The 24467-nt window shown below is 68.5% G+C and carries 20 protein-coding genes; 5 read left to right on the plus strand and 15 right to left on the minus strand.

Going from position 1 to position 24467, the window contains the following annotated elements:
- Window position 1: 1 nt before the first annotated feature.
- From ruvB to AC3A5T_RS11990, 8 genes are all read right to left on the minus strand, one after another.
- Window positions 2-1033 carry a Holliday junction branch migration DNA helicase RuvB gene (ruvB, locus tag AC3A5T_RS11955; protein WP_487628754.1) on the minus strand — a complete coding sequence of 344 codons (1032 nt, stop codon included), beginning with the start codon at window positions 1031-1033 and terminating at the stop codon, window positions 2-4.
- Window positions 1034-1142: 109 nt separating this feature from the next.
- Window positions 1143-2126 carry an LLM class flavin-dependent oxidoreductase gene (locus AC3A5T_RS11960; RefSeq protein ID WP_487628755.1) on the minus strand — a complete coding sequence of 328 codons (984 nt, stop codon included), beginning with the start codon at window positions 2124-2126 and terminating at the stop codon, window positions 1143-1145.
- A gap of 791 nt (window positions 2127-2917) precedes the next feature.
- A complete protein-coding gene (locus AC3A5T_RS11965) occupies window positions 2918-4843 on the minus strand; it encodes a potassium transporter Kup (RefSeq protein ID WP_487628756.1) in 1926 nt (641 codons plus the stop codon).
- A gap of 37 nt (window positions 4844-4880) precedes the next feature.
- Window positions 4881-5471, minus strand: a complete 591-nt coding sequence (gene ruvA / locus AC3A5T_RS11970) for a Holliday junction branch migration protein RuvA (protein WP_487628757.1) — start codon at window positions 5469-5471, stop codon at window positions 4881-4883.
- Window positions 5472-5586: 115 nt separating this feature from the next.
- Window positions 5587-6111, minus strand: coding sequence for a crossover junction endodeoxyribonuclease RuvC (ruvC, locus tag AC3A5T_RS11975; RefSeq protein WP_487628758.1), 525 nt, complete (start codon window positions 6109-6111; stop codon window positions 5587-5589).
- Between the two features lie 8 nt (window positions 6112-6119).
- The gene (locus tag AC3A5T_RS11980; RefSeq protein ID WP_487628759.1) at window positions 6120-6836 is read right to left on the minus strand and encodes a YebC/PmpR family DNA-binding transcriptional regulator; all 717 of its coding nucleotides are present in this window, start codon (window positions 6834-6836) and stop codon (window positions 6120-6122) included.
- 37 nt (window positions 6837-6873) lie between these two features.
- Entirely contained in the window at window positions 6874-7515 is a 642-nt protein-coding gene (locus tag AC3A5T_RS11985; RefSeq protein WP_487628760.1) for an esterase/lipase family protein, read from the minus strand.
- Complete coding sequence (locus tag AC3A5T_RS11990) at window positions 7512-8312, minus strand: helix-turn-helix domain-containing protein (protein WP_487628761.1); 801 nt, start codon at window positions 8310-8312, stop codon at window positions 7512-7514. The genes AC3A5T_RS11985 and AC3A5T_RS11990 overlap by 4 nt, the downstream gene beginning before the upstream one ends.
- 115 nt (window positions 8313-8427) lie before the next feature.
- Between AC3A5T_RS11990 and AC3A5T_RS11995 the strand changes: the two genes are divergently transcribed.
- Complete coding sequence (locus AC3A5T_RS11995; protein WP_487628762.1) at window positions 8428-8856, plus strand: organic hydroperoxide resistance protein; 429 nt, start codon at window positions 8428-8430, stop codon at window positions 8854-8856.
- Between the two features lie 36 nt (window positions 8857-8892).
- Here the strand turns inward: AC3A5T_RS11995 and AC3A5T_RS12000 are convergent, their stop codons facing one another.
- From AC3A5T_RS12000 to AC3A5T_RS12020, 5 genes are all read right to left on the minus strand, one after another.
- The gene (locus AC3A5T_RS12000) at window positions 8893-9411 is read right to left on the minus strand and encodes a GNAT family N-acetyltransferase (RefSeq protein WP_487628763.1); all 519 of its coding nucleotides are present in this window, start codon (window positions 9409-9411) and stop codon (window positions 8893-8895) included.
- A gap of 7 nt (window positions 9412-9418) precedes the next feature.
- Window positions 9419-11194 carry an aspartate--tRNA ligase gene (gene aspS / locus AC3A5T_RS12005; RefSeq protein ID WP_487628764.1) on the minus strand — a complete coding sequence of 592 codons (1776 nt, stop codon included), beginning with the start codon at window positions 11192-11194 and terminating at the stop codon, window positions 9419-9421.
- A 111-nt stretch (window positions 11195-11305) separates the two neighbouring features.
- Window positions 11306-11647 carry an FmdB family zinc ribbon protein gene (locus AC3A5T_RS12010; RefSeq protein ID WP_487628765.1) on the minus strand — a complete coding sequence of 114 codons (342 nt, stop codon included), beginning with the start codon at window positions 11645-11647 and terminating at the stop codon, window positions 11306-11308.
- Window positions 11648-11770: 123 nt separating this feature from the next.
- On the minus strand, window positions 11771-12466 hold the full coding sequence (locus AC3A5T_RS12015; protein WP_332078355.1) for a hypothetical protein: 696 nt from the start codon (window positions 12464-12466) through the stop codon (window positions 11771-11773).
- Window positions 12467-12525: 59 nt separating this feature from the next.
- Window positions 12526-14394 carry an ABC-F family ATP-binding cassette domain-containing protein gene (locus tag AC3A5T_RS12020; RefSeq protein ID WP_487628766.1) on the minus strand — a complete coding sequence of 623 codons (1869 nt, stop codon included), beginning with the start codon at window positions 14392-14394 and terminating at the stop codon, window positions 12526-12528.
- A gap of 209 nt (window positions 14395-14603) precedes the next feature.
- On the opposite strand from AC3A5T_RS12020, the gene AC3A5T_RS12025 reads away from it, so the two are divergent.
- The 4 genes from AC3A5T_RS12025 to AC3A5T_RS12040 all read left to right on the plus strand — a co-directional run bounded on the left by AC3A5T_RS12025 (window position 14604) and on the right by AC3A5T_RS12040 (window position 22568).
- Window positions 14604-17003, plus strand: a complete 2400-nt coding sequence (locus tag AC3A5T_RS12025) for a TonB-dependent receptor plug domain-containing protein (RefSeq protein ID WP_487628767.1) — start codon at window positions 14604-14606, stop codon at window positions 17001-17003.
- Window positions 17004-17179: 176 nt separating this feature from the next.
- Window positions 17180-19579, plus strand: coding sequence for a TonB-dependent receptor plug domain-containing protein (locus AC3A5T_RS12030; RefSeq protein ID WP_487628768.1), 2400 nt, complete (start codon window positions 17180-17182; stop codon window positions 19577-19579).
- A gap of 500 nt (window positions 19580-20079) precedes the next feature.
- The gene (ybaL, locus tag AC3A5T_RS12035; RefSeq protein WP_232138238.1) at window positions 20080-21810 is read left to right on the plus strand and encodes a YbaL family putative K(+) efflux transporter; all 1731 of its coding nucleotides are present in this window, start codon (window positions 20080-20082) and stop codon (window positions 21808-21810) included.
- 2 nt (window positions 21811-21812) lie between these two features.
- Window positions 21813-22568 (plus strand): SIR2 family NAD-dependent protein deacylase, encoded by a 756-nt coding sequence (locus tag AC3A5T_RS12040; protein WP_487628769.1) that lies wholly within the window; start codon window positions 21813-21815, stop codon window positions 22566-22568.
- Window positions 22569-22578: 10 nt separating this feature from the next.
- On the opposite strand, the gene AC3A5T_RS12045 is transcribed toward AC3A5T_RS12040, so the two are convergent.
- Together AC3A5T_RS12045 and AC3A5T_RS12050 are read right to left on the minus strand one after the other, a co-directional pair.
- Window positions 22579-23448 carry an AraC family transcriptional regulator gene (locus AC3A5T_RS12045; protein WP_487628770.1) on the minus strand — a complete coding sequence of 290 codons (870 nt, stop codon included), beginning with the start codon at window positions 23446-23448 and terminating at the stop codon, window positions 22579-22581.
- A gap of 94 nt (window positions 23449-23542) precedes the next feature.
- Complete coding sequence (locus AC3A5T_RS12050; RefSeq protein WP_487628771.1) at window positions 23543-24442, minus strand: TIGR01777 family oxidoreductase; 900 nt, start codon at window positions 24440-24442, stop codon at window positions 23543-23545.
- Window positions 24443-24467 lie beyond the last annotated feature (25 nt).

Below are 24467 nucleotides of genomic sequence, written 5' to 3' on the forward strand. Positions count from 1 at the left end.
ATCAGAACAGGTGGCCGGGGGTCGCGGTGGCGTCGCGGCGCGGTTCCAGGCCCAGATGGCGCCAGGCCTTGACCGTCGCCATGCGCCCGCGCGCGGTGCGCACGAGGTAGCCCTGCTGGATCAGATAGGGCTCGATGACGTCCTCGAGCGTGCCGCGCTCCTCGCTGAGCGCGGCCGCCATCGACTCGACGCCGACCGGGCCGCCGTCGAAGTTCTCGATGATCAGATGCAACAGCCGGCGATCGAGCTCGTCGAAGCCCTCGGGATCGACCTTGAGCATCTGCATCGCGGCATTGGCCACGTCGCGATCGATGCGGCCCCCGGCGCGCACCTGCGCGTAGTCGCGCACGCGGCGCAGCAGACGGTTGGCGATACGCGGCGTGCCGCGTGCGCGCTTCGCGATTTCGGCGGCGCCATCGGGTTCGCAGGACAGACCGAGGATCTGCGCCGAGCGGCGCACGATCCGGGTCAGCTCTTCGGTGCTGTAGAACTCCAGGCGCTGCACGATGCCGAACCGGTCGCGCAGCGGCGCGGTCAGCAGACCCGCGCGCGTGGTCGCACCGATCAGGGTGAAGGGCGGCAGGTCGATCTTGATCGAACGCGCCGCGGGGCCTTCGCCGATCATGATGTCGAGCTGGAAATCCTCCATCGCCGGATACAGCACTTCCTCCACGACCGGCGACAGGCGGTGAATCTCGTCGATGAAGAGCACATCGTGCGGCTGCAGATTGGTCAGCAACGCGGCGAGATCGCCGGCCTTCTCGATCACCGGCCCCGACGTCACGCGCAGCGCGACGCCGAGTTCATTGGCGATCACGTGGCTCAACGTGGTCTTGCCCAGGCCCGGCGGCCCGAAGATCAGCACATGGTCGAGCGCCTCGCGCCGCTGCCTGGCGGCTTCGATGAAGATCGACATCTGCTCGCGGACCGGCACCTGGCCGAGGTAATCGTCCAGCCGCTGCGGCCGGATGCTCGCCTCGATGGCGTCGTCCTCGCGGGTGGCGTCGGCGGCGATGATGCGGTCTGCGGTCATTCGCGCATGATCGCACGCCGCGGGCATGGCATCGCCTGTGGGGGCGTCCCTGGGCGTGATCCTGCACTGCGATCTCCATCGCGCCCAAGGGCGCTCCCACAGGGCCCGATCAGACGCGCATCGCCTCCGCGGCGAGCGCGAAGCTGTGCTTGCGCGCGCCGTGGTCGAAGATGTTGGCGGTCAGCATCAGCTCGTCCGGACGATGGCGCGCGACGAATTCGGCGATGCCTTCGCGCACGTCGGCCGGATCGCCGATCACCGAACACGCCAGCGACTGCGCGACCATCGCCTTCTCGGCCGGCGTCCAGAACGCCTCGATGTCGTCGATCGGCGGCGGAATCAGCCCCGGCGCGCCGCGGCGCAGGCGCACGAAACTCTGCTGCTGCGTGGTGAACAAGCGCTGCGCCTCGGCGCGCGTATCGGCCGCGACCACGTTGAGCGCGAGCATCGCGTGCGGCTGGCGCAGGTGCTTCGAGGGGCGGAAATCGCGGTGATACAGCGCCAGCGCTTCCGACATCGCCGCCGGCGCGAAATGCGAGGCGAACGCATACGGCAGGCCGAGCGTGGCCGCGAGTCCTGCGCCGAACAGGCTGGACCCCAAGATCCACACCGGCACGTCGAGCCCCGCGCCGGGCACGGCCTGCACCGGCTGGCCCGGCTGCGCGGGCTCGAAGTAGCGCAGCAGTTCCATGACATCGGACGGAAACGCATCCGCGCCGGCGTAATAGCGGCGCAGCGCCTTCGTCGTCGGCTGATCGGTGCCCGGCGCCCGACCCAACCCGAGATCGATCCGCCCCGGATACAGCGACGCCAGCGTGCCGAACTGCTCGGCCACCTGCAGCGGTGCGTGGTTGGGCAGCATCACGCCGCCCGAGCCGACCCGGATCGTCGACGTGCCGCCGGCGATGTGCCCGATCAGCACGGCCGTCGCCGCACTGGCGATACCGGGCATGTTGTGGTGTTCGGCGAGCCAGTAGCGCGCGTAGCCGAGCGCCTCACCGTGCCGGGCGAGATCGAGCGACCGGGCAAAGGATTCGGCCGGCGTGCTGCCCTCGGTGACCGGGGCGAGATCGAGAATCGAGAAGGGAATCATGGCAGGACATCCTGGGGGATGCCCTCAACCTTGGGGCGGCCGGACGGGAACACCAGCGTGGGAGGTGGGGTGCTCTGTTCCAGATCAGCTCGGCGGGTGCCGTGCGCCGCAGTGCGTCTACATTGCCGCGCTCTTGCTTCCTTCAACGCGGATCGCAGCGTACGGGGCCACCCATGGCGAGCACCTCGTCAAAGAGGCAATGGGCCGTATCTGCTTCTGCTCTGGCTTTTGCTCTGGATTTTTCGCGGCGCTGACGAGCCGGCAAAGCACGTAGACCCGCAGGGCGCCGCACATGGATGTGCGGCGTTTTTCGACCGAGCCAGGATGGCGAGTCGGAAAATCCCGGAACGAATGAAATGCCGGGTTCGCTCCGTCGGGGCTGGCCCTTTTCTTTGGTTCCGTTTCTTTTGGGCCAGCAAAAGAAATGAACCCGCTCGCCGCAAGGCGAGTGGAAGCGTTTGACTTTGCCTGTTCGCTCTAGGCAAAGATCAGAACAGCAACGTTAATTGCTTTCGTCCGCTGACGCGGCCGAGTTCATTTCTTTTGGTAGACGCCAAAAGAAACGGAACCAAAGAAAAACGTCTCCCCGACACGTCCGAAGCCCGCGACTCGTAGTCCGCAGGGATTTTCCGACTCGGCATCCTGCCTCGGTCGGAAAACGCCGCCCATCCATGGGCGGCGCCCTATGGGTCGGCCGCTGCAGCACGGCGTTACGCCTCATGAAGGCCAATCAAAGGCAGCGAAGCGCCAGTCGCACGCATCGTGGCGCTGATGCGAAAAACAAAGCCAGATCAGATCTGCACCTGCGACCCCAACTCCACCAGCCGATTCCCCGGAATCCGGAAGAACACCGTCGCCGGCGCCGCGTTGCGGTGCATGAAGGCGAACAGCTTGTCACGCCACACTGGCATGCCGCGCCGCGGACTCGCCACAACCGTCTCGCGACTGGTGAAGTAGGTCGTGTCCATCGGATCGATGACGATGCCGCTTTCGACATCGCCGCAGCGCATCAGTGCCATCGGCACATCGGGCGTTTCCATGAAGCCGAAACGGATCGTGACGCGGTGGAAGTCGTCGCCGATCGACTCCATCTTCAGGCGCCGGTCCGGCGCCGCATAGGGCAGCGTCAGCGTTTCGACGGTCAGGAACACGTTGCGTTCGTGCAACACCTTGTTGTGCTTAAGGTTGTGCATCAACGCATGCGGCACGATGCCGCGGTCGCTGGTCAGGAACACCGCGGTACCGGGCACGCGCACCGGCGGGGCGAGCATCAGGCCCGGCAGGAAGGTGTCGAGGCGGATGCCGTCCTTCTGGATTTCGGCGTGCAGCAGCTGACGGCCCCGGCGCCACGTGCGCAGCAGGGTGAACAGCGTGATGCCGAGCACCAGCGGGAACCACGCGCCCTGCAGCACCTTGGCGCCGTTGGCGACGACGAACGCCACGTCGATCAGGATGAAGCCCGCGCAGCACGGCAGCACCCAGCGCCGCCAGCGGGGCCACAACGCGCGGGCGACGACGATCAGCAGCAGAGTGTCGATCAGCATCGTCAGCGACACCGAGATGCCGTAGGCCGCCGCCAGCGCCGAGGACGTCTGGAACGTCAGCACCAGCGCGATCACGACGATCGCCATCGCCCAGTTGATGCCGGGGATATAGATCTGGCCGATGGTGTCGCTGGACGTGTGGCGCACGTGCATGCGCGGGATGTAACCCAGCTGCATCGCCTGGCGGGCGACCGAGAAGCCGCCGGTGATCACTGCCTGCGAAGCGATGACGGTCGCGCAGGTCGCCAGCACGATCATCGGCCAGCGCGCCCACTGCGGCACGCCGATGTAGAACGGGTTCTGGATCGCGGCCGGGTCTTCGAGCACCAGCGCGCCCTGCCCCAGATAGTTGAGCATCAGCGACGGCAGGACGAAGAAGTACCAGGCGTAGCGGATCGGCTTGGCGCCGAAGTGACCCATGTCGGTGTAGATCGCCTCACCGCCGGTTACCGCGAGCACCACCGCGCCGAGGATGAAGACACCGCCCCAGCTGTGTTCCCAGAAGAAGCGTGCCGCCCACAGCGGATTGATCGCGTTGAGCACTTCCGGCTCGTGCAGGATGTTGAGCACGCCGAGCGCGGCGAGCGACAGGAACCACAGCATCGTGATCGGACCGAACACGCGACCGACCTTGGCGGTGCCGTAACGCTGGGTGGCGAACAGCGCCGTCAGCACGACGACGGTGATCGGAATGATCCAGGCGTGCAGTCCGGGCGCGACGACCTCCAGACCCTCGACCGCGGAGAGCACCGAGATCGCCGGCGTGATCACGCCGTCGCTGAAGAACAGCGACGCACCGAACACGCCGAGGATGCCGACCAGATACGCGGACTTGCCGCCCTTGGCGAGACAGCGCTGGGCCAGTGCCATCAGCGCCATGATGCCGCCCTCGCCGTCGTTGTCGGCGCGCAGGATGATCGTGACGTACTTGAGCGTCACCACGATCATCAGCGACCAGAAGATCATCGACAGCACACCGAGCACGGTGTCGTGGTTGGCCACCAGCCCGTAGTGCGGCGAGAACGCCTCGCGTAGCGTGTACAGCGGGCTGGTGCCGATGTCGCCGAAGACGACACCGATCGCACCGGCGATCAGCCCGGCGAGACCCACCTTGCCATGTCCCGAACCGTGGGTACGCGGGCCCGTGCCGGGCTGGCTGCTGGCGTGTGACATGTAGTGTCGACCTTGCCGACGGATGTGGGAGTGGGGGTCAGCGAAGCGCGGACTGTAGCGCTTTCCGGATGATGATTTCCGGCGGGTCGCCTTCATTCGCCGCGGCCTTCGCCATCCGCACCGCATCGGCGGGTTTGTAGCCCAGCTGCTGCAGCGCCACGACCGCTTCGGACATCGGATCGGCCGGCACCTGCACGCCACCGATCGCCCCGCCCGCGCCCGCCAGATCGGCCGCGCGATCGCGCAGTTCGACCACCATGCGCTCGGCGGTCTTCTTGCCAATGCCGGGAATCTTGGTCAGCGCCGCGACGTCGCCGGTCTGCACCAGCCGCGCGAACGCATCGACGCTGACGCCCGACAGCACCGCCAGCGCGATCTTCGCGCCGATGCCGGTGACCTTCTGCACGTCGCGGAACAGCCGCCGCTCCGACTCGTGCAGAAAGCCGTACAGCGACACGCTGTCCTCTTTCTGCGCGTAGTGCGTGAACAGCGCGACCTCGCGACCGACCTCGGGCAGGTCGTAGAACGTGCTCATCGGCGCTTCGAGTTCGTAGCCGACGCCATTGACGTCGATCACCAGCCAGGGCGGTGCCTTGTGGGCCAATTTGCCGCGCAGTCGTCCGATCATCGGCGGTGCCTCTCGGGGCGAATGGAACAGGGGGATTGGAGTACGACAGGCACGCAAGCAACGGGCCAGCACGCGATGGATTCAGCGCGATGCGCGTGTCCGATGGCGCCGGCGTTCATCCTTTGCGCCCCCAGGCCTGCTTCACGCCGACGCCGAGCCGCTTCGCGGTGGCGCTGACGTGCGCATGGGTGATCGCGACCGCCAGGGCGTCGGCGGCGTCGGCCTGCAACTTGCCGCTCAAGCCGAGCATCAGCCCGACCATGTGCTGAATCTGCGCCTTCTCGGCGCTGCCCCGCCCGACCACCGCCAGCTTGACCTCGGTGGCGGCGTATTCGCTGACGGGCAGATCGCGCAACACGACTGCACCGATCGCGGCGCCGCGCGCCTGGCCGAGCTTGAGCGCAGAGTCCGGATTGCGCGCCATGAACACTTTCTCGATCGCGACCTCGTCGGGCCGGTGCTCGACGATCAGCGCGGTCAGCCCGTCGAGCAGGCGTCGCAGGCGCGCAGGAAACTCACCCGCGGTCACCAGCACCAGCGGCGCATGGAACACGTGCGTGACCTTGCCGGCCGCATCCACGTCGATGATGCCGACCCCGGTGCGCTGCGAACCGGGATCGATGCCCAGGATGCGGGTCACGGGGGTCTTCAGCCCTCGAACTGCGCGTTCGAATAGACGGCCTGTACGTCGTCGAGATCCTCGAGCAGGTCGAGCATCTTGCGCACCTGCTCCGCCGTCTCGCCGTCGACGGCGATGTCGTTGTCGGCGCGGAACGTCACCTCCGCGTGGCCCGCGACGATGCCCGCGGCCGCCATCGCATCGCGCACGGATTCGAACGCGTCCGCGCTGGTGACCACGTCGATCGCGCCGTCCTCGGGATACACCACGACGTCGTCGGCGCCGGCCTCGATCGCGGCCTCGGTCACCGCGTCTTCGTCCATGCCCTCGAAGCTCAGCACGCCCAGGCGCTTGAACATGAAGGCGACCGAGCCTTCGGTGCCCATGTTGCCGCCGCACTTGCCGAACGCGTGGCGGACTTCGGCCACGGTACGCACGCGGTTGTCGGTCAGCGTGTCGACGATCACCGCGACGCCGCCGGGCGCGTAGCCCTCGTAGCGGATTTCCTCGTACTCGACGCCTTCGAGCTCGCCGGTCGCCTTCTTGATCGCGCGCTCGACCACATCCTTGGTCATGTTCTGCGCCATGCCCTTGTCGATCGCCGTGCGCAGGCGCGGGTTGTTCGACGGATCACCGCCGCCGGCACGCGCGGCCACACCGATTTCGCGGATGATCTTGGTGAAGATCTTGCCGCGCTTGGCGTCGGTCGCGTTCTTGCGGGCCTCGATCGAAGGTCCTCGTCCCATGGGTCGTCAGGTCTGTTGGCGTTGGAAGCCGGCGATTTTACTCCGCATGCCCGGGTCGCGCGTGCTCGAAGCGGCCGTGGCGCAGGAATCCGACGGTCTGCCGCACCGCGTCGGCCGACAGCAGCAGGCCGCTGTGGCTGGCCTGCACCACGATGTGGTCGGCCAGCGCGGGCGCCCGGGTTTCCTCGACCGACACCGTGCCATCGTGCGGCCCGTCGAACCGCGCCAGCAGCGCGCCCAGTCCGCGTGGCACGCAGCCGGCGACCATGCCTACCTCGAGGCCGGCCGGCCATTCGACGCAGCCGGCATGCAGCAGGTCGGCGCTGCGGCCGAAATACAGATGCGACATCGGCACCCGCGACAGCGCATGCGCCGCGCCGCTGCCGCACACCGGCGAGCCCAGGCACACGATACGGCCCACCGGCAGATCCAGCGCCGCGCCCGCCGCCCGCAGCGCCGACAGGCCGCCGAGACTGTGGCCGACGACGTGCGCCGGGCCTTGCGCGAAGGCATCGGCGAGGCGTTCGGCCGCCGCATCCGGGCCACCCGCGATGCTGGGGTAACCGATGATCTCAGGTTCGAAGCCGGCCTCGGCCAGGCCACGCGCGAATCGGCGCATCGTCAGGCCGACCATCCAGATGCCGTGCAGCAGCAGCACGCGCGTCGGCGCAGCGCTCACGCGACGGCCTCGCTTGCCACCCGCGCCTGTCGCCAGGCCCGCGGCGATACGCCGCTGTGCGCCTTGAACGCGCGCGACAGCGCCGCCTCGCTGCCGTAACCCACCTCGTCGGCGATCAGTTTCAGCGGCCGCCCGCGGCGCAGCGCGCGTTGCGCGAGGCCGATGCGCCAGGCCTGCAGATACTGGCCCGGCGTCTGCCCGATCGCCTCGCGGAACGCATCGGCGAAGGCGCTGCGCGACATGCCGGCCGCGTCCGCGAGTGTTTCCAGCGACCACGGCTGCGCCGGCGCCTCGTGCATCGCCACCAGCGCGCGCCGCAACCGCGGATGCGCCATGCCGGCCAGCAATCCGCCCTGCAACGCGCCCGCCTCCATCTGCTGGCGCAGCACCTGCACCAGCAACGCTTCGACCAGCCGCTCGATCAGCGCGGTGCGCCCGCAGCGCCCGTCGAAGGCCTCCTCGAACAGCAATGCCAGCAGGCCCTGCGAACCCGGCAACGCATCCGGCGAGACCCACAGCGCGCCCGGCAATGCCGTGGCCAGCGGGCTGTCGGCGCCGCCTTCGAACAACAGCCGCACGCGCATCCAGGCCGCGCCGGCTTCGGGGCTGACCGCGTCGCGGGCCTCGATGCGCGGCTGCAACAGCAGCCCGGGGCCCGTCCACGCGCCGGTACCCGGCAGCGCGATGGCGCCGTCGCGGAGCAACCACAGCGCGGCGCCCGGCGCGCCGTCGCCGAGCGGATCGACACGCGCCGTGATCGGAAAGCGGTCGAGCAATGCCGCGAGACGATCAACCATGACAGGACTCCGGGACAAGTTTGATGGACTTTGTATCACCAATCGTCGTCCGCGACCGTGCACGATGGCCACCTCGCCGGCGCATCCCGTGACCGGTCCGACAGGAGATTTTCCGATGTCCATCGACACCGTGCTTTACACCGCCACCGCCAGCGCCACCGGCGGCCGCGAAGGCCGCGCCACCTCGTCCGACAACGTCCTCGACGTCACCCTGTCGACCCCGCGCGAACTCGGCGGCGCCGGCGGCCCGGGCACGAATCCCGAGCAGCTGTTCGCGGCCGGCTACTCGGCCTGCTTCCTCGGCGCGCTGAAGTTCGTCGCAGGCCAGCACAAGGTCACGCTGCCGGCCGAGACCACCGTGACCGGCAAGGTCGGCATCGGCAAGATTCCGACCGGCTTCGGCATCCAGGCCGATCTCACCATCTCGGCGCCCGGCGTGGATCGCGAGCAGCTGCAGACCCTGGTCGACGCCGCGCACATCGTGTGCCCGTACTCGAATGCGACCCGCGGCAACATCGACGTGACGTTGTCGATCGCCGAGTAAGTCGCAGGTGGGTGGGACGCGCCTGGCGCGTCCCGCTCAGCCCTGCGCCGGACGGCGCAGGATGAATTCCAGATCGTTGATCGCGCCGACCGGGAAGAAGTAGTCACCGACCTGCTCGAAGCCGTGGCGCGCGTAGAAGCGCTGCGCGCCGAGGTTCTCCGACCACACGCCGACCCACAGCGTGCGCGGACCGTCTCGCAGCAGCCAATCCATCGCGGCGTCCATCATCCGCGTGCCGTTGCCGCCGCCCTGGTGGCCCTGCACCAGATACAGGCGTTTGAGCTCACCGTCGCCGGGCGCAACGTCAGCGTGCGGCAGTCCGCATGGGCCGGCCGCCGCGTGGCCGATCGCCTCGCCCTCGTGTTCCAGCAGCCAGACCGCGTAGTCGGGATGCGCGAGGATCGTGCACTGCTTCTCCACCGCGTACGCATCGGCGAGAAACGCCGCGAGATCCGCCGGCGGATACAGATGGCCGAAGGTTTCGGTGAACGTACGCGCGGCCAGCGTGGACAGCGTCTGCGCATCGTCGACGGTGGCGCGGCGGAGCGTCGTCATCGCGCGATCAGGCCGCCGGCTTCGGTGCGACCGGCCGGACCTGGATGTGCACTTCGGCCAGCTGCGCATCCGCGATCGGCGACGGCGCATCGGTCATCAGGCACTGCGCGCCGGTGGTCTTCGGGAATGCGATGACGTCGCGGATCGATTCGGTACCGGCCATCAGCGCGGCGATGCGGTCGATGCCGAACGCGATGCCGCCATGCGGCGGCGCGCCGTACTTCAGCGCGTCGAGCAGGAAGCCGAACTTCGCCTGCGCTTCCTCGGCGCCGATGCCGAGCAGCTCGAACACCGCCGACTGCATCGAGGAGCGGTGGATACGGATCGAACCGCCGCCGATCTCGTTGCCGTTGAGCACCATGTCGTAACCGCGCGACACGGCCGTCGCGGCGTTCGCGCGCAGGTCGGCCTCGTCGTCGACCGACGGCGCGGTGAAGGGGTGATGCAGGGCGACGTAACGCTGCGCCTCGTCGTCCCATTCGAACATCGGGAAGTCGGTGACCCACAGCGGCGCCCAACCGTCGGCGACCAGGTTGAAATCCTTGCCGGCCTTCAGTCGCACCGCGCCCATGAAGTCGCTGACGGTCGAATACTTGCCGGCGCCGAAGAACACGAGGTCGCCATTGCCGGCGCCGACGTGCGACACCAGCGCGGCGAACGCGACCTCGTCGAAGAACTTCTGGATCGGCGAGCTGACCTCGCCCGCCTCCGAAATCTTGATGTAGGCCAGGCCCTTCGCGCCGTACTTCGCGGCGTGCGCGGCGTACTCGTCGATCTGCTTGCGGCTCAGACTCGCGCCGCCCGGAATGCGCAGCGCGCACACGCGGCCGCCGGCATCAGCAGCCGGACCGGTGAACACCGCGAACTGGCTGTCCTTGACCAGATCGGCGACGTCGACCAGCTCCAGTGCGATGCGCAGGTCCGGCTTGTCGGACCCGTAGCGGCGCATGGCTTCCGCGTAGGTCATGCGCGGGAATTCGGCGGCGAGCTCGACGCCGGCGACATCGCGGAACACGTCGCGGATCATCGCCTCGACGAGATCCTGCACGTCGCGCTCCGACACCCACGCGAACTCCATGTCGAGCTGGGTGAATTCCAGCTGGCGGTCGGCGCGCAGCGCCTCGTCGCGGAAGCAGCGCGCGATCTGGTAGTAGCGGTCGAAGCCCGCCATCATCAGGATCTGCTTGAACAGCTGCGGCGACTGCGGCAATGCGTAGAACTCGCCCGGATGCATGCGCGCTGGCACCAGGAAGTCGCGCGCGCCTTCCGGCGTCGCCTTCGTCAGGATCGGCGTTTCGATGTCCTGGAAACCCTTGTCGTCGAGCCAGTGGCGCAGCGCGCTGACCAGCTTCGTGCGCGTGCGCATCCGGCGCTGCATCTCCGGATGGCGCAGGTCGAGATAGCGGTACTTCAGGCGCGTTTCCTCGCCCGGGTTCTCGTGATGGTGGAACGGCAGCGGCTCGGCCTTGTTCAACACCTCGATCTGCGTGGCGACGATCTCGACCTGGCCGGTGCGGATCTTCGCGTTGACCGAATGCCGCGCGCGCACCGTACCGGTGATGCGCAGGCAATCCTCGTAGCCCACCTGCTCCGCGGTCGCGACGACGGCGGCGTTGCCGTCCGCATCCGACGATTCCGCGACCACCTGCACGATGCCCTCGTGGTCGCGCAGGTCGATGAAGCAGACGCCGCCGAGGTCGCGGGCGACGTCGGCCCAGCCGCACAGGGTGACGGTCTGGCCGATCAGCGATTCGTCGATCAGGCCGCAGAAATGGGTACGCATGGGAACTCCGGACACGAAAGCGCGGGCGCACGGGCCGCCGTGGCGACGGTCGTGCTGGATGGAAGCCCGCTAGTTTAAGGCGTCGCCGCGGCACGCGCGGCTGACGGGGCGTCAGTCCGCCGAAGCGGGCTTCGCGGCAGGCTTGGCCGCCGGCTTGGATTCGCTGGCCGCGGGCTTGGACTCGGTCTTGGCCGCAGGTGCATCGGCCGCCGGCTTGTCACCGCCGGACGTGGTGCCGCTGCTCTCGACCAGATTGCGCTTCTTGTCGCCGTCCTTCTTGAAGTCGGTCTCGTACCAGCCGCTGCCCGCGAGGCGGAACGACGGCGCGGTGAGCTGCCGCTTGACCGCGGACGCGCCGCATTCCGGGCAGGTGTCGGGATCGGGATCGGACATCTTCTGCAGACGGTCGAAACTGTGGCCGCATTCGGCGCACTGGAAGGCATAGATCGGCATGGCGGGACGCTGCGAGGAATTCAGGGAGACGGACATGAGGACGCCCCGGGCCGGTTCAAGCCGGCCGGGGGCGCGATTGTGCGGGATCGGAGCGGGCGCCGCATCGAGGGCGCCCGTGCCGGATCAGTAGCCCCAGGGTGTCGGCGGGGCGGCGACGGTCTTGGTCAGGTCGAACTCGACCTGGAACTTGCGGCCGCCCGGACGGGCCAGCTCGTAGACGAAGCGCTTGCCGGGCTCGATTTCCATCGCCCAGGTATTGGTGACCGAAGCGTCGAGGCCTTCCTTCTCGAACAGCGCGATCGATTCGGCATCGACCGGGAATTCCTGGCGCTGCGCGGTGCCGGCGTTCTGCGATTCGCCGCCGTACATGGTCACCGGATCGTCGCTGCCATCGGGCATGCGGTGGTCGTGCTTCAGACGCAGGCCGTGTTCGGTGCGGGTCAGGATCCAGGTGCGCGAGTGGTCGTCGCCGACATGGAACGGGATGCGCAGCTCTTCCTTGCGGTTGCTGCAGTCGCGCACGTGCATCACCAGTTCCTTGCCTTCGAACGGATCAGGCTCGGCGCCCGGCGCAGGCGCCGGCTCGTTGGTGATGATGCGGCCGGCGAAGGCTTCGCCGCAGTGGCGCGCGATCGCGGCGAGGAATTCGTCGGCGGGCACGCGCTGGGTGGCGGCATCGACCGCCGCGGCAGCGGCGGCGGCATCGGCGGTGGGATTGGCCGCGGCGGGCGGCGCGGGTTCGGCGGATTCCTTCCCACCACAGGCGGCGAGCGAAATCACGGTGGCGAGCAGGGCGAGTCGGAGCGGATTCGGGTTCATCGCATCACCCTAACCGGCACCCGCAGGAGCGGCAACCCGGGCGAACCCGGGGATCGTGATCACGCGGCCTCGTACAGCGCCAGCAGATCGCCCTCGGCCTGTTCGAGTTCGGCGCGCAGCGCGGCCTGGCGCTGGCCGAGCGACGTGGCCTTGTCGGGATCGGCGTAGGTCGCCGGATCGGCGAGTGCGCCGTCGATCTCCGACAGCGCCTGCTCGAGTTCGGCCACGCGCCCTTCGGCCTTCTGCAGCTTGTGCGGATTGGCCTTCGGACGCGCCGCGGCCGGTGCGGCGGCAGGTACAGGCGCGGCGGCTTTGGTCGGCGGCGGCGTGCGCAGTTCGCCGGCATTGCCGCGCGCGCGCAGCCACGCGGCGTATTCGTCGAGGTCGCCGTCGAACGGAATCACCACGCCGTCGGACACACGCCAGAAGGTGTCGCTGACCAGGCCGATGAGGTGACGGTCATGCGAGACCAGCACGATCGCGCCGGCGAAGTCGCTGAGCGCTTCGGCCAAGGCCTCGCGCATTTCCAGATCGAGATGGTTGGTCGGTTCGTCGAGCAGGAGCACGTTCGGCTGCAGCCACGCGATCAGCGCCAGCGCCAGACGCGCGCGTTCGCCGCCGGAGAAGCCGTCGATGCTTTCGAATGCGCGATCGCCGGGGAAGCTCCACTTGCCGAGGAAATCGCGGAACGACTGGATCGACGCGGTCGGCGAGATCTCGCGCAGGTGGTCGATCGGCGACGTGCCGGCGACCAGCGATTCCACCGTGTGCTGGGCGAAGTAACCGATGCGCAGGTCCGGGTGCGCATAGCGCTCGCCGGCCAGCAGCCGCAGTTCGCCGACCAGCGTCTTGACCAGCGTCGACTTGCCCGCGCCGTTCGGGCCGAGCAGACCGATGCGGTCGCCGGCTTCGAGACCGAAGCCGACGTTGTCGAGAATGACGACCTGCCCGTCCGCGGCCGGATAGCCGCAGGTGCCGTGATTGATGCGCAGCAGCGCATGCGGCAGCTTCACCGGCGCGGGGAAATCGATCTGCACCTCGCGCTCGGCGCGCACCGCTTCGGTGTCGGCCATCTTGGCCAGGCGCTTGACCCGCGACTGCGCCTGCTTGGCCTTGGCCGCGCTGGCCTTGAAGCGGTCGATGAACTTCTGCAGATGCGCCTTTTCGGCCTGCGACTTCTCGTGGGTGATCTGCTGCAGGCGCAACTGCTCGGAGCGCTGGCGCTCGAACGAGGTGTAGTCGCCGGAATAGAGCTTGGCCTTGCCGCCATGCAGATGCAGCGTGTGGGTGCAGACGTTGTCGAGGAACTCGCGGTCGTGCGAGATCAGCAGCAGCGTGCCCGGGTACTTCAGCAGCCACTGCTCCAGCCACAGCACCGCGTCGAGATCGAGATGGTTGGTCGGCTCGTCGAGTAGCAGCATGTCGCTGGGCGTCATCAGCGCGCGGGCGAGATTCAGGCGCACGCGCCAGCCGCCGGAGAACGTCGCGACGGCGCGCTGGTGGGTCTCCGCAGGAAACCCCAGACCGTGCAGCAGCTTGCCGGCGCGCGCGCCGGCATCGTAGGCGCCGACTTCGGCCATGCGCAGGTGCACGTCGGCGACGGCTTCCCAGTCTTCCGCGGCCAGCGCATCGGCCTCGGCCTTGAGCACGGCGGCCACGGCGGCGTCGCCGCCGAGCACGAAGTCGATGGCCGGGTCCGGCAGCGACGGCATTTCCTGGGCGATGCTCGCCAGGCGCAGGCGGTTGGGCAGGTCGAGATCGCCCTTGTCGGCCTCGACCTCGCCGCGCACGGCCGCGAACAGGGAGGACTTGCCGGTGCCGTTGCGGCCGACGACGCCCACGCGCCAGCCGGCATGCATGGTCAGGTCCATTTCGGACAGCAGCAGCCGTTCGCCGCGCCGCAGGGCGAAATTCTTGAAAGAGATCATGGCGCTGATTCTACCGGACGCCGCCTGTCGGGCGGCTTTCCGGCACGTGCCGGCGGCGGATTCCGTGCGTGGATCGCTTGAACGCGGAACCGGGGCAGAAGCGGCCATCGATACCGATGAAACCTTTGACCGGTTTGTTACGTGCGTGTTAAAGCCGAAGGGCAGTCGTTTCGCACGCATCGCTCTCCTACCCCCACGAGGACCGCCGCATGACCCGACACCCGCTGCATCTGGCCCTGCTCGCATCGCTCGCCGCAGGCCCCGTCCTCGCCCAGGACACACCCGCCGGGCAAGGCCCGCGCACGCTCGACACCCTGATCGTCACCGGCACACGCGTGTCCGATCGCACGGTGGCCGAATCGCAATCGCCGATCGACATCCTCACGCCGGAGACGCTCACCGCCACCGGCACGCCGGAACTGGCGACCGCGCTGTCGCGCGCGTTGCCGTCGCTGAACTTCCCGCGCCCGGCAATCAATGACGGCACCGACGCGGTGCGCCCCGCGCAGATCCGCGGCCTGTCGCCGGACCACGTGCTGGTGCTGGTCAACGGCAAGCGCTACCACTCCGGCGCGCTGGTCAACGTCAACGGCTCGCAGGGCCGCAGTTCGTCGCCGGTCGACCTCAACACCATTCCGATCTCGGCGATCGAACGCGTCGAAGTGCTGCGCGATGGTGCGTCGGCGCAGTACGGCTCGGACGCGATCGCCGGCGTGATCAACATCGTGCTCAAGGGACGCGCCGGCAGCGGTGGCGTGTCCGCGCGCTACGGCCAGTACAGCGCCGGTGACGGCGCGCAGTACCAGGTGCTGGCGGATGCCGGCTTCGGCATCGGCGACGACGGCTTCGTGCACCTGTCCGCGCAGGGCGCGCACCAGGACCAGACCAACCGCGCGCGGCCCTTCATCGGCACGCCCGGCCCGACCACCGCGCCGCTCGGTCGCGTCGTGCAGCGCCAGGGCGATCCCGAAGTCGACCACGGCTCGGTGACGTTCAACGCCGAACTGCCGGTGACCGAATACCTGCAGTTCTACGGCACCGGCATCTATACCAAGCGCGATTCGCTCTCGAACGGCTTCTTCCGCCCGGCCGGCGACCCGCGCAACATCCCGTCGATCTATCCCGACGGCTTCCTGCCGCAGATCAACAACGTCACCACCGACCACCACTTCACCGCCGGCTTCAAGGCCGAGACCGCGGGCGGCACCGCGATCGACTTCAGCTACACCTACGGCGACAGCGAGATGACGTTCGACATCCTCAACACGCTCAACCGGAGCCTGGGGCCGACGTCGCCGACCGAGTTCTACGCCGGCGCACTGGAAGTCCGCCAGCACGTGCTGAATCTCGATCTGAGCAAGCAGCTCGAATGGGGCCTCGATTATCCGGTGACCTGGTCCTACGGCGCCGAGTGGCGCGGCGACGGCTTCATCCAATCGCCGGGCGCACCGGCGTCGTATGCGAACGGCGGCGTCGTCGCGCCCGGCCAGACCACGCCGCTGCCGGGCGCGCAGGTGTTCGCGGGCTTCCGTCCCGGCGACGGCGGCGAGTTCGACCGCAACGCGCTGTCGTTCTACACGGGCCTGGAAGCCGACCTCACCGACAAGCTGTCGCTGGGCGTGGCCGGTCGCTTCGAGGACTTCAGCGATTTCGGCGACACCAGCAACTTCAAGATCTCCAGCCGCTACGAGTTCACCGATGCCATCGCCCTGCGCGCGACGGCCTCGACCGGCTTCCGCGCGCCGTCGCTGCAGCAGCAGTACTTCCAGTCGACCGCGACGAACTTCATCGCGACGCCGCAGGGCACGCTGCCGTTCGACATCGTGACCTTCCGCGTGACCAACCCGGCGGCGATCGCGCTGGGCGCCGAACCGCTGCGCGCCGAGGAGTCGACCAACTACAGCCTGGGTCTGGTGCTGCAACCGGTCGACAACCTCTACGTCACCGTCGACGCCTACCAGATCAAGGTCGAGGACCGCATCTCGCTGTCGGCCAATCTGACATCGACGCCGGTGCGCAACTACCTGCAGGCCAACGGCTTCGCGGGCGTCGGCGGCGGTCGCTACTTCACCAATGCCATCGACACCACGACCAAGGGCGTGGATCTGGTCGGCACCTACGGCTGGGCGCTGGCGAACAGCCAGCTCGATCTGACGCTGGGCTACAACTACAACAAGACCACGATCGACCGGGTGGCCGAGAACCCGGCCACGCTGACCGCGATCGATCCGACCGCGGTGCGCTTCGACCGGGTCGAACGCGGCCGCTTCGAGGTCGGCGCGCCGCGCGACAAGGTCCTGCTCGGCGGCACCTGGACGGCGGGTGGGTTCGAAGCGACGGCCAATGCCACGCGCTACGGCGAGTTCAGCGTGCTCGGCAGCACCGCCGCGCTCGACCAGACCTTCGACGCGGCTTGGACGCTGGATCTCGCGTTCTCCTACGCGCTCGACAAGTGGAAGTTCACCGTCGGCGGCGACAACGTGCTCAACGAGTATCCGGACGAAGTGCTGTTCGCGAACTCCACAGGCGGCCAGCTGCCGTGGAGCGGCAGCTCGCCGTTCGGCTTCAACGGCGCCTTCGTCTACGCGAACGCCGCCTACCGCTGGTAAACCCGCGCGTCATGCCGCGAATCCTCGACGCCCCGGCCTACCGGGGCGTCGTCGTGTGCGGCCGATACCTTCGTTCTACACAAGGAACGATTGGATCGCATTTTTATCATCATTGACGTTTTCAGGACGACGCGCTCCAATCGCCTTTACGAATTTCCAACAACAGGCCTCCCCCGATGCTTCGCCCCCACCGTTTGACCCTCGCCGTCGCCGCGGCACTGGTGTTCCCGACCGCCGCGTTCGCCCAGCAGTCGCCCGCCGACACGCAGGCACGCACCTCCACGCTCGACACGCTGATCGTCACCGGCACCCGCGTCAGCGACCGCACCGTCGCCGAGTCGCAATCGCCGATCGACATCATCACGTCCGAGACGCTGACCGCCTCCGGCACCACTGAACTTGCGACGGCGCTCGCCCGCGCCCTGCCCTCGCTGAACTTCCCGCGCCCCGCGCTGACCGACGGCACCTCGGCGATCCGCCCGGCGCAGCTGCGCGGCCTCGCGCCCGACCAGGTGCTGGTGCTGGTCAACGGCAAGCGCCGCCACACCTCGTCGCTGCTCAACCTCAACGGCACGATCGGCCGCGGCTCGTCGCCGGTCGATCTCAACACCATTCCGATCTCGGCGATCGACCGCGTCGAAGTGCTGCGCGATGGTGCCTCGGCGCAGTACGGTTCCGATGCGATCGCCGGCGTCGTCAACGTGGTGCTGAAGGGATCGTCCGAAGGCGGCAGCCTGTCGGTGAGCGCGGGCCAGTACTCGGCCGGCGACGGCAAGCAGACCCAGATCGCCGGCGACACCGGCCTGGCGCTCGGTGAGCGCGGCTTCCTGCATCTGTCGGCGCAGGTCGGCCAGCAGGAAGAAACCAACCGCGCGCGTCCGTTCGCGGGCACGCCCGGCGTCACCCAGCCCGCGCTCGGCCAGAAGGCCTTCGTGATCGGCGAGCCGGAAGTCGATTTCGGCGCGGTCGGTTTCAACACCGACATCGCCCTGACCGACAGCATCAGCGTCTACGGCTTCGGTACCGCGAGCAATCGCGACATCACCTCGTTCGCGTTCTTCCGCGCGCCCGGCAACACCGCGCAGAACATCCGCAGCATCTATCCCGACGGCTTCCTGCCGGAGATCAACAACATCTCCAAGGACCGGTCGCTGGTCGCGGGCGTCAAGGGCCACGCCGGCGAGTGGAACTGGGACCTGAGCTACAACTACGGCTACAACCATCTCGAGTTCTATACGCGTAACACGCTCAACGCGAGCCTGGGCGCGACCTCGCCGACGTCGTTCTACGACGGCGCGCTGGAGACCACGCAGAACATCGTCAACCTGGACATCAGCCGCCCGCTGGAACTCGGCCTGGCCTATCCGGCGACGCTGTCGTTCGGCGTGGAAGGTCGCAACGAGAAGTGGAACCAGTCGCCGGGCGAGTTCGGTTCGTACGCGAACGCCGGCCGCGGCGTGCCCGGTGCGGGCGCGGGTGCGCAGGGCTTCGGCGGCTTCGCGCCGGAAGTCGCCGGTGCGTTCGACCGTGACAGCCACGCGGTGTACGCGGGCCTGGAAGCGGATCTCACCGAACAGTTCTCGGCCGGCGCCGCAGCGCGTTACGAGGACTACGACGATTTCGGCAGCCAGGTCTCGGGCAAGCTCTCGGCGCGTTACGCGTTCAACGATGCGATCGCGCTGCGCGGCACGGTGTCGAGCGGCTTCCGCGCACCGTCGCTGGCGCAGCAGTATTTCCAGACCGTCAGCACGACCTTCATCGCCGGCATCACCACGCCGTTCGAGATCCGCACCTTCCCGGCCAGCAGCCCGGTCGCGCAGGCCTTCGGCGCCGAGGCGCTGAAGCCCGAGGAATCGCTGTCCTACAGCCTGGGCCTGGTGCTGCAGCCGGTCGACAATCTCTACGTCACCGTCGACGCCTACCAGATCGACGTCGACGACCGTATCGCGCTGTCGTCCAACCTCACCGGTGATGCGGTGCGTCGCCTGCTCGAATCGCAGGGCATCTTCGGCATCACCGGCGGCCGCTACTTCACCAATGCCATCGACACGCGCACGCGCGGCATCGACGTCGTCGGCAGCTACCGCTGGGATCTCGCCGCCAGCAGCCTCGATCTGACCGCCGGCTACAACCACACCAAGACCGAGATCACCCGCATCGCGGCGAATCCGGAGGAGCTGGCGCAGAACGGTCTGAACCTCGAGCGCATCGATCGCGTCGAGATCGGCCGCATCGAGGATGGCTTCCCGCGCAACAAGCTGCTGCTGTCGGGCACCTGGAACGTGGACGACTGGGCGCTCGCGGTGTCGACCACGCGCTACGGCAGCGTGCGCACGACGCCGAACAACGCGGCGCTCGACCAGAAGTACGGCGCCAAGTGGCTGCTCGACCTGTCGGCGACGTTCAAGCCGGGCGACAACTGGGCCCTGACACTGGGCGCGGACAACGTGCTCAACGAGTACCCGGACGAGAACATCTTCGGCAACTCGACCAACGGGCAGTTCCCCTACAGCAACCTCTCGCCGTTCGGATTCGGCGGCGCGTTCGCCTACGCGAAGGTCGCCTACAACTGGTAATCGGCTTCGTCGTTTGCGCTTCGATGCCCCGGCTTGCCGGGGCATCGTCGTTTCGGGGTTCCGGATTTTCTCCTGAGTGCTTCGTGAGCTCAGATCCAAAGACATCACTTCGGAAACGCAGCGGCAGGGCGGGCCCAGACCGCTCGTCCCTCGGTCAGGGCGTCGTGCCCTGACTCGGGCGCGCGCCCTCCATGGCGCGCTCGGCGCGGCCCGCGCCCGCCCAGCCGCTGTCGGGTCGTCAGGTTCACTGCTTCGGGTGCTTTGGTTTATCGATTGCCATCGGACCCCGAAGAGAGACTTGGCAGCAGCCGCGCATGCCCGAGGCCGAGCGCAGGCGCTCGCTGCAATATCGGTCCCGTCCGTTTGACCGGCACATTCCCGCCCGTTCCCGACCTTTCCCGCCGCCAACACCGAAATTCGACGAAGAACGCACACATTGCTGCTTGCCCCTGTCGCAATGCGTCGGCGACACTGCAAGACCAGTCCAGCGCGAAGCCTCGATGCCGCACAACACCGACCTGATCAACATCGTCGCCGTCGGCCTCGGCATGGCCTTCGTGTTCGGCGCGCTCGCCAACAAGTTGCGGCTCTCGCCGCTGGTGGGCTATCTGGTCGCGGGCATCATCGTCGGACCGTTCACCCCCGGCTTCGTCGCCGATCAGGACCTCGCCAACCAGCTCGCCGAAATCGGCGTGATGCTGCTGATGTTCGGCGTCGGCCTGCACTTCTCGCTCAAGGATCTGATGGACGTGAAGTCCATCGCGATTCCCGGCGCCATCGCGCAGATCACCGTCGCGACCGTGCTGGGCTGGGTGCTGGCGTGGCTGATGGGCTGGCCGATGGTCAGCGGCTTCGTGTTCGGCCTCGCGCTGTCGGTCGCCAGTACGGTGGTGCTGCTGCGCGCGATGGAAGAGCGGCGATTGCTGGATACCCGGCGCGGCAAGATCGCGGTCGGCTGGCTGATCGTCGAGGATCTGGTCATGGTGCTGGCGCTGGTGCTGCTGCCGGTGCTGGCCGACATCTACACCGATCGCGGTGGCGACACGCCGCCGGGCGCCGGCGCGATCACGCTGATGATCCTGTGGACGCTGGTCAAGGTCAGCGCCTTCGTCGCGGTGATGCTGCTGGTCGGCCGCCGGGTGATTCCGTGGGTGCTCGAGCGCATCGCCGGCACCGGCCAGCGCGAACTGTTCACCCTGTCGGTGCTGGCGATCGCGCTCGGCGTGGCCTTCGGTGCATCCGCGCTGTTCGGCGTGTCGTTCGCGCTGGGCGCGTTCTTCGCCGGCATGGTGCTCAACGAATCGGAGTTCAGCCACGAGGCCGCGAACGATTCGCTCCCTCTGCGCGACGCGTTCGCGGTGCTGTTCTTCGTCTCGGTGGGCATGCTGTTCAACCCGATGATCCTCGTCGAACACCCGTGGCAGGTGCTGGCGACCTTCCTGATCATCGTGGTCGGCAAGTCGATCGCCGCGTATTACATCGTGCGGCTGTTCAAGCATCCGCGTTCGACGGCGCTGACGATCTCGACCAGCCTCGCGCAGATCGGCGAGTTCTCCTTCATCCTCGTCGGCCTCGGCGTCGCGCTGAAGCTGCTGCCCGAAACCGGGCGCGATCTGGTGCTGGCCGGCGCGCTGCTGTCGATCGTGGTCAATCCGCTGCTGTTCGGCTGGCTCGACCGCTGGCAGGCGAAACAGGAGCTCGCCGCGCGTGCTGCGTCGGCCGCGCACGAAGCGCCGCTGCCGCCCGAACACGGCGTGCCGGACGATCTGCACGGCCACGCGATCCTCGTCGGCTACGGCCGCGTCGGCCGCCAGCTGGCCGATCTGCTCAAGCAGCGCGGCGTGCCGCTGGTCGTTGTCGAGGACGACAACGAACTGGTGCGCCGCGGTCGCGAACGTGGCTTCACCGTCGTGCGCGGCAACATCGCGTCGGAACCGGTGATGCTCGACGCGGCACCCGACCGCGCGGCGCTGGCGATCTTCGCGATTCCGCAGGCGCTGGAGGCCGGCGAGGCGATCGAGCGCATGAAGGCGGTCAATCCGGCGCTCACCGTGCTGGCCCGCGCGCACAGCGACGGCGAGGTCAAACATCTGCTGCAGCACGGCGCCGACGGCGCGGTGCTGGCCGAACGCGAGCTCGCGTATTCGCTGGCCGAGATGGTGATGTCGACGCCGCCGTTCCGTCCGGTGCGTCCGGGGTCGGTGCCGGTCGAGGCGCCGCAGCCGGGCTGACGATGCGCCTGGTCGTCCTCAGCGGTGCCGGCATCTCGGCCGAGAGCGGCATTCCGACATTCCGCGATGCGCTGACCGGCCTGTGGGCGCGCTTCGACGCCGAGCGCCTGGCCACCGAAGACGCATTCCGCGCCGATCCCGCGCTCGTCTGGGGCTGGTACCGCTGGCGCGCGGCAATGGTCGCCGCGGCCGCGCCGAATGCCGCCCACGTCGATGTCGCCGCGCTCGCCGATGACGGGCACGCGCTGACCGTGATCACCCAGAACGTCGACGATCTGCACGAACGCGGCGGTGCACGCGACGTGCTGCACCTGCATGGCCGGCTGCTGGCCTCGCGCTGCATCGGCTGCGGTGCACGCATCACGCCAGACCCGATTCTCGCGCCGCCTTCGCCACCGGAAGGCGGGTCGCGTGAAACCCCGCCGGCATGTGCGGCCTGCGGCGCAGCATTCCGGCCCGATGTCGTGTGGTTCGGAGAAGCATTGCCGGCCGAGGCCTGGGACGCGGCCGAAGCGGCGGTCGACGCCTGCGATCTGCTGGTCGTCGTCGGCACCGCGTCACTGGTGTGGCCGGCCGCCGGCCTGCCCGAACGCGCACTGCGCGCAGGCACGCCGGTGCTCGACATCAATCCGCGGGCGACGCCGCTGTCGTCACGTGCGACCGCGCACTGGTCATTGACCGCGACCGCCGGCATGGCGCGACTGCGGGCGCGTCTGCAGCAGACGCCGGACGATCCAATGCGCGTCCTTGCGGACTGAGCGCCGCGCCTCAGTCGACCAGCGGCAACAGGATGTCGGCGCGAAGATCGGCTTCGGCCACCTGCTCGGGATCGTCGAGGAAGTGGTAATGCAGCGGCGCATCGCGCAGGCGTTCGCCGCTTGCAGGCCACCACTGCGCCAGCAGACGATCGGTCATGTCTTCCAGCCCCGAGTACGCACCGACGTGGCGCACGCGGGCGTGGCGGCCACCGCCGATCGTCAGCCTGCGCAGCGGCCGCGGCACACGCGCCGGAATCGACAGCTGCAGCGCGGCATCGAACTGCAACGCGTGCGGTGGCAGGTCGCGGTGATCGCCCAAGGGCACGCCGATCAGCGCTTCGATCCCTTCCACCACGCCGGCCGTTTCGGCCCAGCCGAACAGACGGCCGAAGGCATCGTCGAGATCGTCGAACGCGCCACGCGCGCGCAGCGCCACGACCTCGAACGGCGCGATCTCAACCAGCTCGACGGTCACGGGTTCGAACGTCTGCGGCGAAGGCGGTTGCAGCCGATCCAGCAACGCAGTCGCCTGCGCTGTCCGGCCGCGCAACTGGGCAGGCGTGACGTCGAGCGTCTGCCGGAACGTGCGGGCCAGAGCCTGCGGACTGGCATAACCGACCGCGAGCGCAGCGTGCGTGACCGTCTCGCCCGCGGCCAGCAACTGCAGCGCGCGGGACAGGCGCAGTCGCGTCAGGGTGCGGCCCAACGTTTCGCCGGTCGCCGCGCGCCACACACGATGGAAATGGAACGGCGACAGGCTGGCCTGGCGCGCGAGCGTCTCCAGCGGCGGCAGCGCCGCGCCCTCGGCGACGATGTCGTGCAGGTGCCCGGCGACAGCGGCGATACGCGGTGCGAGACGGGTCCGGGTGTCGGCTTTCATGGCAGCGCTCGCGATGGGCTTGCCACGAGTATCCGGTTCCGGCGGACGGTACGCGTACCCGATCTTGCGCAGCGCGGCCTCGGCGTAACGTGGCTCAGCGCAGCACGGATTCCAGATACGGCTCCAGCGTCGGCCAGGCGAACGCGTGGCCACGCTGTTGCAGACGCGCGGGCAGCACGCACTGGCCGTCGACGAGCAGTGTCGCCATCTCGCCCAGACCGAGTTCGAGCGCCTTGGCCGGCACCGCCAACAGCGCCGGGCGCCGCAGGGCATCGGCCAGCGCGCGGGTGAACCGGGTATTGGCGACCGGCTCGGGCGCGGTGAGATTGAAGGCGCCGGTCGGCGCATCGGCTGCGCCCTCGAGATGCGCGCGCAGCAGCGACACCGCCGCATCGATCCAGTCCTCGCGCGCGATCCAGCTCAGCACCTGGCGACCATCGCCCAGACGCGCGCCGAGTCCGAACTGGAACGGCATCCGCAGACGCTGCAGCATGCCGCCGGCCGGATGCAGCACGACGCCGGTACGCAGCAGCACCACCGGCACGCGATCCTCGGCAACTCGCGCCGCGGCTTCCCAGTCGGCGCACAGCCGATGCTGGAATTCGTCGTGCGGCGCGCTGTCTTCGTCCAGTGGCGCATCGCCCTGCGCGCCGTACCAGCCGATCGCAGAGCCGCTGAGCAGGACCCTGGGCGGCGTGTGCGCCGAGCGGATCCAGTCGGTCAGCACGCCCGTCGGAATCAGCCGGCTGTCACGCAGCGTCTGCTTGCGCGACGCGCTCCAGCGGCTGTCGGCGATGCCGGCGCCGGCGAGATTGACCACCGCATCGAAGCGGTCGTCGGCCCAGAGCGAAGCGTAGTCGCGGACATCCACACCTTCGGGCGACGGCGTCGACGCGCGCCGCGACAACCAGGTGACGTGCGCGCCGTCGCGCTGCAGACGGGCGGTCAGCGCGCTGCCGATGAAGCCGCTGCCGCCGGTGATCAGGATGCGCATGGACGTGCCTCGGACTGCGGACGAA

Source organism: Luteimonas sp. Soil_C_16 (assembly GCF_057657295.1).

Excerpts from the sequence above, each read along its gene's own strand:
- ybaL (WP_232138238.1), top strand. The coding sequence starts at position 20,080 with ATGCCGCACAACACCGACCTGATCAACATCGTCGCCGTCGGCCTCGGC.
- AC3A5T_RS12015 (WP_332078355.1), bottom strand. The coding sequence starts at position 12,466 with ATGAACCCGAATCCGCTCCGACTCGCCCTGCTCGCCACCGTGATTTCG.
- AC3A5T_RS12000 (WP_487628763.1), bottom strand. The coding sequence starts at position 9,411 with ATGACGACGCTCCGCCGCGCCACCGTCGACGATGCGCAGACGCTGTCC.
- AC3A5T_RS11980 (WP_487628759.1), bottom strand. The coding sequence starts at position 6,836 with ATGGGACGAGGACCTTCGATCGAGGCCCGCAAGAACGCGACCGACGCC.
- AC3A5T_RS12045 (WP_487628770.1), bottom strand. The coding sequence starts at position 23,448 with ATGAAAGCCGACACCCGGACCCGTCTCGCACCGCGTATCGCCGCTGTC.
- AC3A5T_RS11960 (WP_487628755.1), bottom strand. The coding sequence starts at position 2,126 with ATGATTCCCTTCTCGATTCTCGATCTCGCCCCGGTCACCGAGGGCAGC.
- ruvB (WP_487628754.1), bottom strand. The coding sequence starts at position 1,033 with ATGACCGCAGACCGCATCATCGCCGCCGACGCCACCCGCGAGGACGAC.
- AC3A5T_RS12040 (WP_487628769.1), top strand. The coding sequence starts at position 21,813 with ATGCGCCTGGTCGTCCTCAGCGGTGCCGGCATCTCGGCCGAGAGCGGC.
- ruvA (WP_487628757.1), bottom strand. The coding sequence starts at position 5,471 with ATGATCGGACGACTGCGCGGCAAATTGGCCCACAAGGCACCGCCCTGG.
- AC3A5T_RS11990 (WP_487628761.1), bottom strand. The coding sequence starts at position 8,312 with ATGGTTGATCGTCTCGCGGCATTGCTCGACCGCTTTCCGATCACGGCG.
- AC3A5T_RS12020 (WP_487628766.1), bottom strand. The coding sequence starts at position 14,394 with ATGATCTCTTTCAAGAATTTCGCCCTGCGGCGCGGCGAACGGCTGCTG.
- AC3A5T_RS11965 (WP_487628756.1), bottom strand. The coding sequence starts at position 4,843 with ATGTCACACGCCAGCAGCCAGCCCGGCACGGGCCCGCGTACCCACGGT.
- AC3A5T_RS12050 (WP_487628771.1), bottom strand. The coding sequence starts at position 24,442 with ATGCGCATCCTGATCACCGGCGGCAGCGGCTTCATCGGCAGCGCGCTG.
- aspS (WP_487628764.1), bottom strand. The coding sequence starts at position 11,194 with ATGCGTACCCATTTCTGCGGCCTGATCGACGAATCGCTGATCGGCCAG.
- AC3A5T_RS12010 (WP_487628765.1), bottom strand. The coding sequence starts at position 11,647 with ATGCCGATCTATGCCTTCCAGTGCGCCGAATGCGGCCACAGTTTCGAC.
- AC3A5T_RS11995 (WP_487628762.1), top strand. The coding sequence starts at position 8,428 with ATGTCCATCGACACCGTGCTTTACACCGCCACCGCCAGCGCCACCGGC.
- AC3A5T_RS12030 (WP_487628768.1), top strand. The coding sequence starts at position 17,180 with ATGCTTCGCCCCCACCGTTTGACCCTCGCCGTCGCCGCGGCACTGGTG.
- AC3A5T_RS12025 (WP_487628767.1), top strand. The coding sequence starts at position 14,604 with ATGACCCGACACCCGCTGCATCTGGCCCTGCTCGCATCGCTCGCCGCA.